Origin of the sequence: Sphingomonas turrisvirgatae, from assembly GCF_001721295.1 — a bacterium.
GTDB classification, from domain to species: domain Bacteria; phylum Pseudomonadota; class Alphaproteobacteria; order Sphingomonadales; family Sphingomonadaceae; genus Sphingomonas; species Sphingomonas turrisvirgatae.
Map to the genome: position 1 here is coordinate 129,772 of NZ_MDDS01000024.1, position 13,421 is coordinate 143,192.

The 13,421-nt window shown below is 65.7% G+C and carries 13 protein-coding genes; 4 read left to right on the top strand and 9 right to left on the bottom strand.

The window, feature by feature from the left end; all coding sequences use genetic code 11:
• Positions 1-59 precede the first annotated feature (59 nt).
• The 5 genes from BFL28_RS10440 to BFL28_RS10460 all read right to left on the bottom strand — a co-directional run bounded on the left by BFL28_RS10440 (position 60) and on the right by BFL28_RS10460 (position 4,720).
• Positions 60-917 carry a class III extradiol dioxygenase subunit beta gene (locus tag BFL28_RS10440; RefSeq protein ID WP_069320490.1) on the bottom strand — a complete coding sequence of 286 codons (858 nt, stop codon included), beginning with the start codon at positions 915-917 and terminating at the stop codon, positions 60-62.
• Positions 918-1,328, bottom strand: a complete 411-nt coding sequence (gene ligA, locus BFL28_RS10445) for a protocatechuate 4,5-dioxygenase subunit alpha (RefSeq protein ID WP_069320491.1) — start codon at positions 1,326-1,328, stop codon at positions 918-920.
• Between the two features lie 112 nt (positions 1,329-1,440).
• Positions 1,441-2,460, bottom strand: a complete 1,020-nt coding sequence (locus BFL28_RS10450) for an amidohydrolase family protein (RefSeq protein WP_069320492.1) — start codon at positions 2,458-2,460, stop codon at positions 1,441-1,443.
• Positions 2,457-3,380, bottom strand: coding sequence for an NAD(P)-dependent oxidoreductase (locus BFL28_RS10455; protein WP_069320493.1), 924 nt, complete (start codon positions 3,378-3,380; stop codon positions 2,457-2,459). Before BFL28_RS10455 ends, BFL28_RS10450 begins: the two co-directional genes overlap by 4 nt.
• A 155-nt stretch (positions 3,381-3,535) precedes the next feature.
• Entirely contained in the window at positions 3,536-4,720 is a 1,185-nt protein-coding gene (locus tag BFL28_RS10460; RefSeq protein WP_069320494.1) for a LysR family transcriptional regulator, read from the bottom strand.
• A 116-nt stretch (positions 4,721-4,836) separates the two neighbouring features.
• Between BFL28_RS10460 and ligK the strand changes: the two genes are divergently transcribed.
• The 4 genes from ligK to BFL28_RS10480 all read left to right on the top strand — a co-directional run bounded on the left by ligK (position 4,837) and on the right by BFL28_RS10480 (position 8,541).
• Positions 4,837-5,511, top strand: coding sequence for a 4-carboxy-4-hydroxy-2-oxoadipate aldolase/oxaloacetate decarboxylase (gene ligK / locus BFL28_RS10465; RefSeq protein WP_069320495.1), 675 nt, complete (start codon positions 4,837-4,839; stop codon positions 5,509-5,511).
• Positions 5,504-6,559: a 4-oxalomesaconate tautomerase gene (locus tag BFL28_RS10470; protein WP_069320496.1), complete on the top strand. Its 1,056-nt coding sequence runs from the start codon at positions 5,504-5,506 to the stop codon at positions 6,557-6,559. The genes ligK and BFL28_RS10470 overlap by 8 nt, the downstream gene beginning before the upstream one ends.
• 96 nt (positions 6,560-6,655) lie before the next feature.
• On the top strand, positions 6,656-7,552 hold the full coding sequence (locus tag BFL28_RS10475; protein WP_069320497.1) for an amidohydrolase family protein: 897 nt from the start codon (positions 6,656-6,658) through the stop codon (positions 7,550-7,552).
• Positions 7,549-8,541, top strand: coding sequence for an aldo/keto reductase (locus BFL28_RS10480; RefSeq protein ID WP_079247064.1), 993 nt, complete (start codon positions 7,549-7,551; stop codon positions 8,539-8,541). Before BFL28_RS10475 ends, BFL28_RS10480 begins: the two co-directional genes overlap by 4 nt.
• Before the next feature lie 58 nt (positions 8,542-8,599).
• On the opposite strand, the gene BFL28_RS10485 is transcribed toward BFL28_RS10480, so the two are convergent.
• From BFL28_RS10485 to BFL28_RS10500, 4 genes are all read right to left on the bottom strand, one after another.
• A complete protein-coding gene (locus tag BFL28_RS10485) occupies positions 8,600-9,127 on the bottom strand; it encodes a winged helix-turn-helix domain-containing protein (RefSeq protein ID WP_069320499.1) in 528 nt (175 codons plus the stop codon).
• 471 nt (positions 9,128-9,598) lie between these two features.
• Positions 9,599-12,103, bottom strand: a complete 2,505-nt coding sequence (locus BFL28_RS10490; RefSeq protein ID WP_338152250.1) for a TonB-dependent receptor — start codon at positions 12,101-12,103, stop codon at positions 9,599-9,601.
• A gap of 132 nt (positions 12,104-12,235) precedes the next feature.
• A complete protein-coding gene (locus tag BFL28_RS10495) occupies positions 12,236-12,991 on the bottom strand; it encodes an SDR family oxidoreductase (protein WP_069320590.1) in 756 nt (251 codons plus the stop codon).
• Positions 12,992-13,084: 93 nt separating this feature from the next.
• Positions 13,085-13,381, bottom strand: a complete 297-nt coding sequence (locus tag BFL28_RS10500) for a plasmid stabilization protein (RefSeq protein WP_069320501.1) — start codon at positions 13,379-13,381, stop codon at positions 13,085-13,087.
• Positions 13,382-13,421 lie beyond the last annotated feature (40 nt).

Below are 13,421 nucleotides of genomic sequence, written 5' to 3' on the forward strand. Positions count from 1 at the left end.
CGGGATCTCGTGAGTTCCGCGCCTGCCGCCTGAGAGCCCGGCTTTCGCCGGGATGACGATCAATCCACCCCACCGCCATCGTCCGGTCGCAGCACCAGATGCCCGATCGCGGTATTACTGCACGGCACGTGATAATGGCGGTGCAGCGCGGCGGCGCGCTTGCCCAGCGCGCCGCGCATGATCAGCCACATGACCATCTCGATGCCTTCGCTGCCCGTCTCGCGCAGATATTCGATGTGCGGGATGTGCCGCAGCCGGTCGCTATCGCCGATCATGCCGTCCAGGAAATCATTGTCCCATTCGCGGTTGATCAGCCCCGCACGCGGTCCCTGCAACTGGTGGCTCATGCCCCCGGTGCCCCACACCTGGACATTGAGGTCCTCGGGGAAGCTGGCAACGGCGCGGGCGATCGCCTCGCCCAGCGCCCAGCAGCGATTGCCCGAGGGCGGCGGATAGGTGACGACATTGACGGCAAGCGGGATGACCTTGCACGGCCATTCCGGCACGTCGCCGAACATCATGCTGAGCGGCACGGTCAGGCCGTGGTCGACGTCCATCTCGTTGATGATCGTCATGTCGAATTCGTCCAGGATCAGGCTTTGCGCGATGTGCCAGGCAAGGTCTGGGTGGCCGATCACGTCGGGCACCGCGCGCGGCCCCCAGCCTTCGTCGGCGGGCTTGTAGCGCTCGCCACAGCCAATCGCGAAGGTCGGGATGATCTTCATGTCGAAGGCGCTGGCATGGTCGTTATAGACCAGGATCACGACATCGGGCTTCTCCGCCTTCTCCCATTCACGCGTCCAATCATAGCCGGCAAAGATCGGCCCGAAATAATCGTCCTTGTCCTTGCCTTGGTCGTGCGCGACGCCGAGCAGCGGCACATGGCTGGACGCTACACCGGCGGTAATCCGGGCCATCTACTTGCCCTCCTTTCTCGAGCGAACCCCGTCAGGCGACCGGCCGCCAGCGTTCATCATCGCCGAATATTCCTCGGTCGACAGGCCGCTCATCGTGCTCACCGCCTGCAGAAAGCTCTGCCCGTCAGTCGAGAACACCTTGGCGAGGAAATAGATGTTCCCGCCCAGGTCGAGCAGTGCGTTATAGTCGCGCGCCAGCACCGCAGCCTTCTGCTCCGGCGTCAGCTGCCAGCCTTCCAGATACGCCGCTTCATCGGCTTTCCACCGCGCGCGATTTTCCGCCTTCATCAGGCTCATCGCGAACTGGTTGAGGTGATAGCCCTGCCGCGCCCGCGCCGCCGTAAACACGCGCGTACCGGGAATATCCTCGAATTCCGCGAGGTAGGAATGAATGTCCTTCGGCCCGCTCATCGTTCGCACTCCCCCGCTGTTTCCCTGCGAAAGCAGGGACCCAGGGCCATAAAGGCCACCACTCTTGGCTCTGGGCCCCTGCTTTCGCAGGGGAACTGAACAGCCAACCCCCTCATAGCCCACTAGCCTTCAGCCTGGCGTCCAGTCGCGGAAACACCCGCCGCGCGTTACCCTCGAAAATCGCCGCCCGCTCAACATCGGAAATATCCAGCGCGTCGACATAGCGCTTGGTGTCGTCGAAATAATGGCCCGTGGTCGGGTCGATTCCGCGCACCGCGCCGACCATCTCCGACCCGAACAGGATATTCTTGTTCTCGATCACATCGGCCAGCAAATCGATGCCCGGCTGATGATAGACGCAGGTGTCGAAAAAGATGTTGTTCATCAGATGCTTGTCGAGGGCGGGCTTTTTGAGCATGTCGGCCAGCCCACGATAGCGTCCCCAATGATAGGGCACCGCGCCGCCGCCATGCGGGATGATGAAGCGCAGCGTCGGGAAATCGGCGAACAGATCGCCCTCCAGCAACTGCATGAACGCCACCGTGTCCGCCGCAATGTAATAGCCGCCGGTCGCATGCATCGCCGGATTGCAGCTGCCCGAGACGTGGATCATCGCCGGCACATCCAGCTCGACCATCTTCTCGTAGAACGGATACCAATAGCGGTCGGTCAGCGGCGGATGCGTGAAGTGTCCGCCGCCCGGATCGGGGTTCAGGTTGCAGCCGATGAAGCCAAGCTCGTTCACGCAGCGCTCCAGCTCGGCGATGCTGTTCGTCATGTCCGCCTTGGGCGATTGCGGCAGCATACACACGCCGACGAAGGTCTCGGGGAAGAGGTCGACCACTCGCGCGATGAGATTGTTGCAGCGGAATGCCCATTCCTTCGCGACAGCTTCGTCGCCGACATGCGGCGCCATAGCGGAAGCGCGCGGGGAAAAGATCGTCAGGTCGGCGCCGCGCTCCTTGATGAGGCGCAGCTGGTTCGCCTCGATCGTCTCGCGAATTTCGTCGTCGGAAATGTCGGGATAGGGCGGCGGCGTGGTCCCGGCCTTGAACGCCGCCTTCTGTTCCTCGCGCCATGCGTCATGCCCCTTGGGCAGCACGGTGTAATGGCCATGACAGTCGATGATCACGCGGCCTTGTCCTCTCGTCCATTCACAAGCCTCTCCCGTTTAGGGGAGGGATTGCGGTGGGGCGGCGCCGCAAGCGACGACCCTTCGATTGCCGATAGCTTTGCGTCCAATCCGTCAGGCGGTGCCACGCCTAACGCTCCGATCGCCCGCTGCCGCGCGATCGTCCCGCGCGTCATCGCCGGCTCGACGCCCAGCTCGTCGAGCGTCCGCGCCACTTCCTCCATCTCCGCCGCGCGCCGCACGCCATGCGCCAGCATTCGGTCGAGATTATAGTCGGCGCGCTCGGCCCAGCGCTGTTCCTTCCAGCTCGCGTCGAGCGAGGCGAGCACCGCTTCACGCACCCCGGCCCGCTCTGCGGCAATGACGCATTCGGCGGTCAGCGCCTCGATCCCCTTGACCATCACCGACCGGATCATCTTGATCGCCGACGCGTCGCCGACGTTCGGACCGGCCACTTCCACCCCGGCAAACCCATAATCACGCAACATCGCCGCCGCTTCATCGGCATGCGGACCGGCAACCAGCAGCGGCACGTTCAGCTTGGCCGGACGCACCGGAGCCATCACCGCCACATCGACATAGCGGCCGCCGGCTGCCTCGATCGCTGCCGCCGCCGCGCGCTTCGTGCCAGGCGCGACGCTGTTCATGTCCAGCCACAGCGCTCGCGCATGGAGTAGCGTCGCACAGGCTTGCGCCGCCGGCACAGCCTGATCCGCCGTGACCAACGAAAAGACCGCATCCGCGTCCGCCAGCGCCTCGCCAGCAGATTCGTACCCAAGAACTTGTGCCGCCTCGTAATCGCCCAGCTTCGCCTGGCGCTCCGCTGGATCGTCCGTCTTGCAATCGAACGCGCGCGCATCTGGCCGCGCGAATGCCTGCCCTGCCTCACCGAACCCGATAAAGGCGACGGCAGTGCTCATGCCAGTTTCCGGCCAGTTCGGTCGTGACGGTCACCATGCGCAACCGCAGCGCGCTTTATGGGCGTGTTACGGGAAGAGCGTTGTTCGCATTGCGGGGGCATGGTTGGGGCGTAGCTGCTGGGGGGCAGACTTCACCAATCCGAATTGCCATCGGGCTATTCGTTTTCCTGAAGTGTTGCGACATCGCGGAGCAGATCAAGGAAGTGGCGCTGCGCCGTCGTGGGACGCCAACTTTCCCGCGTGGTGATGCCGATGGTCCGCGTGCTCAGCGGCAGCGAGCCGAGCGAGACCAGCACGCCGGCATCGATCTCGAGCGCCACCTGATCGGGCGAGAGCAGCGTCAGGAAGTCGCTGTCGCGCAGGATCTCTCGAACCACCATCACCGATCCGCATTCGATCGGCGCATGCGGTAGCGGGGCGCCTTCGAACAGCGCCTCCCATTGCGCGCGCAGCGGCGTGCCGGTCTGGCCGACGATCCACGGGTAGGCCGCCAGCGCCGCGTGCGGGGGCAGGCCGGCGCCGGCAAGCGGGTGCCCGGCGCGCGCGATGACCGCCAGCCGATCGACCAACAGCGGCACTTGCACTGCGCCGGCGATCGGCTGGTCGCGCAGCGCGCCGACGGTCAGGTCGAGCACGCCGTCGAGCAGCGGATCGATCAGCTCGCGCCACGATCCCTCCACCACGTCGATGCGCGCCTGCGGATAGCGCGCGACAAAGCGCGCCACCGCGCGCGGCAGCACCACGGCGCGCGACAGCGGCATGGCGCCCACCGTCAAGCTGCCGCCCTGCCCAGGCTGATCGCGCAATTCGACGATGCCGGCGGCAAGCTCCGCGCGCGCCAGGCGAACACCACGCGCGAGGCGGTGACCGCGCGGCGTCAGCGCCACGCCGCGCCCGCGCCGCTCGACCAGCGGCACGCCGCAAATCTGTTCGATCTCACGCACGGCGCGGTGCAGGGCGGGCTGGGACAAGCCCGTCATTGTCGCGGCGCGCGCGAAGCCGCCGGCATCGGCGAGCGCGAGAAAGGCGCGTAGCTGCGTGCCGGTCATCAACCGCTCGGGCCGCGAAAACCCCCGGATGCCGCTGCGCACCGCGGTCGAGAGATGCTCGAGCGCCGCCTCCGCCCGTGCGGCGAGCGTGATGCCGGCCGCCGTCGCGGCCATCCCATCGACCTGCCGGTCGAACAGCCGCACATCGAGCTGCCGTTCCAGCTTGGCAATCCCCTGCGTCAAGGCAGGCTGCGAAAGGCCGGCGGTCTCGGCCGCCATGCTGATGCTGCCACGCGCTATGATCGCCGAGAGCGCGCGCAAGTGCCGCAGGTTGAGATCGAAGGGTTGCATCAGCGCCTACAAATAGCAAAATCTTATGGCCGGTTCAAAAATCAAAGTGGACCAAGCCGACCAACATCGATCCACGCATCATATCCAGCATTCGACTTTCACCGAGGGAACATGGAATGACAGGCATCGTCGTACGCGAGATCGAACGCGCACCCCTTTCGGTGATCGACGGCCTTGCCGCCGCCGGCGTCGCCACCGTGCATGAGGCACAGGGGCGGATCGGCCTGCTGGGCCACTATATGCGCCCGATCTATCCCGGCGCGCGCATTGCCGGCAGCGCGGTCACCATCTCATCGCCGCCCGGCGACAACTGGATGGTGCATGTCGCGATCGAGCAACTGCAGGAAGGCGACATCCTCGTCCTTGCGCCGACCTCGCCCTGCTTTGACGGCTATTTCGGCGATCTGCTGGCAACCAGCGCGATGGCGCGAGGGTGCCGTGGCCTGGTGATCGACGCCGGCGTACGCGACGTGCGCGACCTGACGCAGATGGGCTTTCCGGTGTGGTCGAAGGCCGTGTCCGCGCAAGGAACGGTCAAGAATACGCTGGGGTCGGTCAACGTGCCAATCGTCTGCGCCGGTGCAGCCATCGAGGCCGGCGACGTGATCCTCGCCGACGACGACGGGGTGTGCGTGGTGAAACGCGCCGATGCCGCATCGGTGCTGGAGAAGGCGCAGGCCCGTGAAGCAGCCGAGGAAGCCAAGCGCAAGCGGCTCGCGGCGGGCGAGCTGGGGCTGGACATCTATGACATGCGGCCCCGGCTCGAGGCGATGGGGCTGAAATATGTCTGACGGCGTCCGGTGCATGTGGATGCGGGGCGGATCGTCGAAAGGCGGCTATTTCCTCAAGGACGAGCTGCCCGCCGACACCGCCGCGCGTGACGCCTTCCTGCTGCGCGTGATGGGTTCGCCCGACCCCCGCCAGATCGACGGCATAGGCGGCGCCGATCCGCTGACCAGCAAGGTCGCCGTGGTGAGCAAATCGACGCGCGATGGCGTCGATGTCGATTACCTGTTCCTGCAGGTGTTCGTCGATCAGGCGATCGTCACCGACGCGCAGAATTGCGGCAACATCCTTGCCGGCATCGGACCGTTCGCGATCGAGCGCGGGCTGGTCGCGGCCACCGGCGACGAGACCCGCGTCGCGATCTTCATGGAGAATACCGGACAAGTCGCCGTGGCCACGGTGCAGACGCCGGGCGGCAAGGTTAGCTATGCCGGCGACGCGGCGATCAGCGGCGTGCCCGGCACCGCCGCACCCATCCCGCTCGCCTTCCGCGATACCGCCGGATCATCGTGCGGCGCGCTGTTGCCGACCGGCAATGGCGTGGACGAGATCGACGGCATTGCCGTGACGATGATCGACAACGGCATGCCGTGCGTGGTGATCGCGGCGGGCGATGTCGGGATCACGGGCTATGAGGACCGCGACACGCTCGACGCGAACGACGCGATGAAGGCCAAGGTCGAGGCCGTCCGGCTGAAGGCCGGGCCGCTGATGAACCTGGGCGACGTGACCGACAAATCCGTGCCCAAGATGATGCTGGTCGCCGCGCCCAGGGAAGGCGGCGCGATCGCAGTACGATCGCTGATCCCGCACCGCGTCCATGCATCGATCGGTGTGCTGGGCGCGGTCAGCGTGGCGACCGCTTGCCTGATCGAGGGATCGCCGGCAGCAGCGGTCGGCGTGGTACAGGACGGCAGGCAACTGACGCTGGGTGTCGAACACCCCACCGGTGTCACCGAATGCGTGGTGACGCTGGACGACAAGGGCGCACCGGTCGAGGCCGGGATGCTGCGCACCGCGCGCAAATTGATGGACGGCAAGGTTTTTGCCTGAACGGAAAGCTGGTCACCCTCACCCTTCCCACTCGCTGCGCGAGCGGGCCCCTTCCCTCTCCCGGTGGGAGAGGGAGATCGATGGAAGCGAGACGATATGAGCACTGACGAAAACGGGCGCATACGCAGCTGGACGCTCGCGCCCTCGACGCCACGTTACACCCCGCCGCCCGGCGCGGTGGATGCCCATTGCCATGTGTTCGGTCCGATGGCGGACTTCCCGTTCAGCCCCAGGGCCAAATATCTGCCGCAGGACGCGGGTCCCGAGGCGCTGTTCGCGCTGCGCGAAAAGCTCGGCTTCGCACGCAACGTGATTGTCCAGGCAAGCTGCCACGGCACGGACAATCGCGCGACGTTGAACGGCATCGCCCGATCGAACGGCACGTGTCGCGGCGTGGCGGTGGTCGATCCGGCGATAACCGACGCGGAACTCGACACCCTTCACGATGGCGGCATCCGGGGGGTGCGCTTCAACTTCCTGAAGCGGCTGGTGGACGACGCGCCCAAGGACAAGTTCCTCGACGTTGCGCATCGCATCGCGCGGCTCGGCTGGCACGTCGTCGTCTATTTCGAAGCCGATATCCTGGAGGAAATGAAGCCGTTCCTTGCCGCCATCCCGGTGCCGATCGTGATCGATCATATGGGGCGGCCGGACGTGACGCAGGGGCCGGACGGCGCGGACATGAGCGCGTTTCGCGCGCTGCTCGACGGCCGGGACGACATCTGGACCAAGGTCACCTGCCCCGACCGGCTGGATCCGGCGGGCGAACCCTATGCCGATTTCGTGCGCGCCGTGCGCCCGCTGGTCGAAGCCTATCCCGACCGGGTGCTGTGGGGCACCGACTGGCCGCATCCCAACATGGAGACGCGTATCCCCGACGACGGCGGGCTGGTCGATGTGATCCCGCAGATCGCGGTCACGGAAAGCTTGCAGCACAAGCTGCTCGTCGCCAATCCGATGCGGCTGTATTGGCCGGAGGAAGTTGCCGCATGACACGTCGCCTGGGACATTGCGAGGTTCAGCCCACGGGCCTGGGCTGCATGGTGCTGAGCCACGCCTATGGGGTACCGCCCTCGGCCGAACAGGGCGCGCGGGTGCTGAACGCGGCGCTGGACCTGGGCTATGACCATTTCGACACCGCCACGCTGTATGGCGGGGGGCGGAACGAGACGCTGATCGGCGAGGCGATCGGGCATCGCCGCGACGAATATCTCCTGGCTTCGAAATGCGGCATGGGCATGGTCGAGGGCAAGCGCGTGATCGACGGGCGGCCCGAAACGCTGCGCGCGCAGGTCGATGCGAGCCTGACGCGACTGAAGACCGATCGTATTGATCTCTATTACCTGCACCGGTGGGACAAATCGGTGCCGATCGAGGAATCGGTCGGCGAGCTTGGCCGGATGGTCGAAGCGGGCAAGGTACTGGGCATCGGCCTTAGCGAAGTATCGGCAGCGACGCTGCGCAAGGCCCATGCCGTTCACCCGATCGCGGCGGTGCAGAACGAATATTCGCTGTGGTCGCGCAATGTCGAACTGGGCGTGCTGGACGCAACGGCAGAGCTTGGAGTCGCCCTGGTCGCCTTTTCACCGGTGGCCCGCGGCCTTCTGGCCGGCGGTGTGGCGTCGTTCGAAACGCTCGTGCAAGGCGACATCCGCCGCAGCATGCCGCGCTTTCAGCCGGACAATCTGGCGCATAATCTGGCACTGTTCGGCCAGCTTCGCGCAGAGGCCGACCGGCTGGGCGTCACCCCGGCACAACTGTGCCTGCAATGGCTGTATTCGCGCGGGACGCATGTGGTTGCGATCCCCGGGACGACGGCGCTGGATCACCTGACGGAGAATCTCGCGGCACCGACGATCCCACTCGATCCAGCGGACGCGGCCAGGCTGGACGCCATTTTCGCGCCCGGGAACGTTGCCGGCGCGCGTTACGCATCGGCGACCCAGGCTGAAATCGACACGGAGGAATTCGCCGCCGCCTGAGCGATCACACCCACGTGCGCCTGCGCGTCGCATGGTGCGCAGCGAAAGTCGGCCCGGTTCAGCGCGTGGCTGAGAGCGCGGCAAGATTGCGCAGCGCAAAGCCCTGTGCCCAGATGTTGACGACCAACGGATGATATTCGTCCGGAATGTCCTGGCATTGCCGCTTCAGCGACTTGCGTAGCCGCTTGATCGCCTGGTCCACCGTGTTGGCGAACTCCTCGGGAAAATGGCTCCACCCCCTGCCCATCCAGCAGCGTTCCCACAGCAGCGCCTGGCTGAGCGGGGTGCCGCGTGCCTTGTAAAGTTCGACGACGATGTGCGCTTCGCGACCGGTAAGGTCGAGCAGCCGCCCGTTGCAGCGGACCTCCCGGGTGGCGGCATCGATTTCGAGCGGCGCGCAAGTCCAATCATTGTCCTGCATCGTGGGTTTGCCGCCGCGCGGCGCGGCAGCGCGGGCGACCGGCGTCTGGCCGGCCGCGGGCATCGATACGTAGTCGCCGTTGCGCGACATCAGCGCGTGAATCCGCCGATCCTCGCCGCCCGCCATCGGATAGACGCGGGCCGCCATGTCGGGGTCGGTGCTCATGGAATCGGGTCGGCGGCGTAAACGGTCCAGCACTTGTAGTCCCTCCACGTCATGGCTTCGCGCGGCCTGCGCCTGAGGCGCGGCCTCCAGAAGCCGCACGATCCTTCGGCCGCCTTCCTCCGCCATCGGCTCAGCGTGGATCGCCGAACAGGATCAGACAGCGCCGAATCGATCTGTTAAGTGCCTTGCCTATCGGCGATGGCGCGTGCGCTCATCCCCCTGACGGGGGATAAGGACGGGGCGCGTGCGTGAATTTACGCTGCGTCCGTGGCGATCGAGGGCGAGATGGGGCTGGCCTGCGTCAGCGATGTGGGGGGTGTCGCCAGCGCAGCGGCGCCGGCGGTCGAGCCCGTCAGGCCTGCAGACGCTGCTCCGGCGTGCGCCAGCGCTGAACCGGTGAGGACGGGGGAGATCGCAGGAGCCTGATTGCGATCTCCCCCTGGCTTCTGCGCGGGGGCAGAGGCGTTCCGACTAGAAGTTGAACTTGATCGTGCCGCCATAAGTGCGCGGGTCGCCGACCTGCGCGGCAATCAGCCCGGTGTTGCCGCCGGTCCCGGCGAGATACAGGTCGATATAGTTCTGATCGAACGCGTTGCGGACCCAGCCGAACACGTCGAACTTGCCCGTGCGGAATCCCGCGCGGAAGTTGTGCAGCGAATAGCCGTCGACCCAGGTGTAGATGGACGGCGAGGGGTTGGACGACCAGCGCGAGCGATAGCTGGCGTCATAGCCGAGGTAGAACTGGCCATCCTCGCCGAACAGGGTGCTCGGCTGATTGACCTCGCCACCCCAGCTGAATGCCCATTTAGACACGCCCGGCAGGGGCGCGCCCGAGGCGTCGTAAACCGGCGGGCTGGCGCCGCCCGGCGTGCCCGGCGCGCTCGGCGTGCCGACATAGGCGCATTTGTCACCCGCGACCCCCGGCAGCGCCGTGCCGCCCGCCAGTTCCGGTGGCGGCGGCGCGTCGCAGAAGCGGTCGAACTTCGCATCGGTATAGGCGCCGCTGACATAGGCGCTGAAGCGGTCGCTCGGGCGGATCGAGAAATCGGCCTCGATCCCCTTGCTGCTCACCCGATCGGCATTGGCGAGATAGCCGCGCACCGTGGTGCCCTGGCCGTTGCTGACGCTGGCCTGGAAGTCCTTGATCCTGGTATAGAAGCCGGTGAGGTTGAACGTCGCGCGACGGTCCCAGAACTGCGTCTTGATGCCGATCTCGAAGTGATCGACCTTTTCCGGCTTGATCTGGAAATAGAGCGGGATCGCCGCGCCGCTGCTGTCCGCCGGCACGCCGTTGAGGTTCAGGCCGGCCGTCTTGAACGAGCGCGCATAGGTCGCATAGGCGTTGATGTCGTTCGTTACTTCATAGCGCAGATTGAGGTCGTAGGAGAGGTTCCAGGCGCTGACCTGGGGCGCATAGTTCTGCGACGCCTGCACGCCGCGCTGCGCCGCAGTCCACGGATCGTTATACGAGGCGGACGTCGGGTCGGCCGAAACGACCTGCCGCGTGCCGTTCGACGCCGTGCCGGTCACCACCGAGTCATAGAGGCCGTCCTTCTTGTCGTAGTTCAGGCGGATGCCGGGCGACACGACGAAACGGTCAGTCAGGTTCCAGTTGAGCTTGGCGAAGGCGGCGACGCTGGTGTTGTCGAGCCGGATGTCGTTGATCGCGACGACATTGTTCAGCACTGCCGGATTGTTCGACAAGGCATTGGTCGGATTGAGCAGCCACTTGCTGGCGGCAAGACCCGTCGACTGATTGCCGCTGGTGCGGATCTTCTGGTGGAAACCGAACAGGCCGACGGCCAGATTGAACCCCTCCCCTTCATGGTTGAAGCGGAACTCCTGCGTATACTGGTTCTGCCGCGTCGGGTTTTCGACCTTCGTATACACCGGATAGATGGTGTAATCGCGGTCGTTCGCCGGCTTCCAATCCCAATAGCGCCAGGCGGTGATCGAGGTCACCGTGTTGCGATCGTCCAGGTTCCACACGGCGCGGGCCGACAGGCCGCCATGCTCGTTGCGGGCGCGAAGCTGCGCGTCGACATCGGTGGTGCGGTCATAGGGATCGGCATTGGCCGGCAGGAGGCCCGGGAACTGCGCCTGCTGAGCCGCGACCAGCGCGGGATATTGCCGGTTTGCCGCACGCTGGGTCGGCCCATAGCCGCCGAACTGGAAGGCGCAGCAGATCGGGTCCTGAAGGTTCCAGTCGCCCGAAAGCGTGAGCGCGAAGCTGTCGCTCGGCTTGTAGAGCAGCGAGGACCGCAGGCCGATGCTGTCCTGCGACTGGATGTATTGGCCGGTCTGCGTGTTGTAGATCGTGCCGCGGCGGTCGGTCGAGGTGACGCTGACCCGGGCGGCGAGGTTGTCGGTGAGCGGACCGGAGATCGACGCCTTGCCCTGTTTGAAGTTCAAGTTGCCGAGCGACACCTCGGCCTTGCCCTCGAGTTCGAACGAGGGCGCGCGCGTCGTGATGTTGATCGCGCCGGCGGTCGTGTTCTTGCCATAGAGCGTACCCTGCGGGCCGCGCAGCGTGACGATCTGATCGACATCGACGAAGTCCAGCGTCGCCGATGCGATGCGGTTGTAATAGACATCGTCGATGTAGATGCCGACGCCTTGTTCGAACCCGTCATTGGTCAGGCCGAACGGCGCGCCGATACCGCGGATGTTGATGAAGGTGTTGCGCGGATTTTGCGAATAGAATTGCAGCGTCGGCTGAAGCTTGGTCAGGTTGCTGATATTGTAGGTGCCTTGGGCGTCGAGCGTCGCGGAATCGACGACCGAGATGGCGACCGGCACATCCTGAACATTTTCGGCGCGGCGGCGCGCGGTCACGACGATGCCGCCCGACTGAGCGTCCTCTGCCTCGACCGCAGGATCGGCAACCGGCGCGGCCGGCTCGTCGGCGGGCATGGCGTGCGCGACCGGCGAGATCGCAGCGGTCCCGAGCAGCACGGCCATGAACGAATATCGCATTGTCATCCCCTTGATCTATTCCCCTTATATCCATCGGGATAGTAGGAATATTCGACAAAGGGAATCTTTAGGCTGACCTAGCTCGCCGTCGGGGCGGCGGGCAAAGTCAGCTAAACCATTGAGCGATCGGGGTCAGGGATGGTCGCGCCGCGTTTCCACCCGCATCAGCGACACCGCCGTGCGGCGCGGCTGAGTCAGCATGAAGTGAGTCGCCGCCGCCAGATCCTCGGCGCGAAGCATATGCGCCTGGTTGATCAGTTCCCGCTGCTTTTCGGGCGGAAAATCGGGATATTGGAAGTCGGCGCCGGTGAAGCCTGGTTCGATCAGTCCGACCTTGATGTCGCGTTCGGCGACTTCCTGCCGCAGCGCATGGGCAAAGCCCTGAATGCCGGTCTTGGCCGCGACATAGATGGATGAACCCGGCGACTGGCTGACCGCGGACATCGATCCGATCAGCACGACATCACTGCCCGCCGCCATTCGCTCCAGCGCCGCCTTGGTCGAGGTCAGGTAAGCCGTGAAGTCCACCGCGATCTGATAGTCCAGATCCGCTTCCGACGTGTCGACCAGCCCTTCGGCCGGCACCGCCGCGTTGATGACCGCGATGTCCAGCCCGCCGAGATAGTCGTCGGCCGCCTCGAAGAAGCGGCGGACATCATCCCGCTTGCCCAGATCGACGTTGATGCCGCCACCCTCGCCCACCTCGTTGATGCGCGCGAGCGCGTCGTCGAGATGCTCGGGCGTGCGCCCGCAGACGAAGACCTTTGCGCCTTCGGCGGCGAGCAGCACGGCGATCGCGCGGCCGATGCCGGTCGTTCCGCCAGTCACGATCGCGCGCCGGCCGGCGAGGCTTGGTTGCGCGGTATGGGCGTCGGCAATGTCAGTCATCGATTTCATCTCCAGTCAGAGAGGCTGCAAGGGCATGGCCCGCAGCGCGGCGGCGATGCGGTTGCGTGAACATCCCGCAAGCGCTCGATCGGCTCAGGCCGTTCCGCGCTTGCGCCGGGTCTCCCACCCCTTTTTGGCGGCGGCGGAACGATCCGCGGCGGACCGGCCGGCCTGCGACTTGCGCCCGCCCTTGCGGCTGCTGGCATGCGTATCGGGCTTGCCGCGGCCCGAACCCGATTTGTTGCCGCCGCCCGATTCCTTGTTCACGGTGGCCCAGGCCCGGCGCTCGGCTTCCTTTTCGGGAACGCCGCGATCCTCATAGCCCTGCTCGATATGCTCGGCCTTGCGCTTCTGCTTGTCGGTGTAAGCGCTCTTGTCACCTTTCGGCACGTCCGCCTCCTGCGCTGCTTTAGCGCTTCAACGGCGCGGC

Coding starts and splice junctions, on each gene's coding strand:
- BFL28_RS10460 (WP_069320494.1), bottom strand. CDS start 4,720: ATGCAACCCTTCGATCTCAACCTGCGGCACTTGCGCGCGCTCTCGGCG.
- BFL28_RS10495 (WP_069320590.1), bottom strand. CDS start 12,991: ATGACTGACATTGCCGACGCCCATACCGCGCAACCAAGCCTCGCCGGC.
- BFL28_RS10455 (WP_069320493.1), bottom strand. CDS start 3,380: ATGAGCACTGCCGTCGCCTTTATCGGGTTCGGTGAGGCAGGGCAGGCA.
- BFL28_RS10490 (WP_338152250.1), bottom strand. CDS start 12,103: ATGCGATATTCGTTCATGGCCGTGCTGCTCGGGACCGCTGCGATCTCG.
- BFL28_RS10475 (WP_069320497.1), top strand. CDS start 6,656: ATGAGCACTGACGAAAACGGGCGCATACGCAGCTGGACGCTCGCGCCC.
- ligK (WP_069320495.1), top strand. CDS start 4,837: ATGACAGGCATCGTCGTACGCGAGATCGAACGCGCACCCCTTTCGGTG.
- ligA (WP_069320491.1), bottom strand. CDS start 1,328: ATGAGCGGGCCGAAGGACATTCATTCCTACCTCGCGGAATTCGAGGAT.
- BFL28_RS10480 (WP_079247064.1), top strand. CDS start 7,549: ATGACACGTCGCCTGGGACATTGCGAGGTTCAGCCCACGGGCCTGGGC.
- BFL28_RS10470 (WP_069320496.1), top strand. CDS start 5,504: ATGTCTGACGGCGTCCGGTGCATGTGGATGCGGGGCGGATCGTCGAAA.
- BFL28_RS10440 (WP_069320490.1), bottom strand. CDS start 917: ATGGCCCGGATTACCGCCGGTGTAGCGTCCAGCCATGTGCCGCTGCTC.
- BFL28_RS10485 (WP_069320499.1), bottom strand. CDS start 9,127: ATGAGCACCGACCCCGACATGGCGGCCCGCGTCTATCCGATGGCGGGC.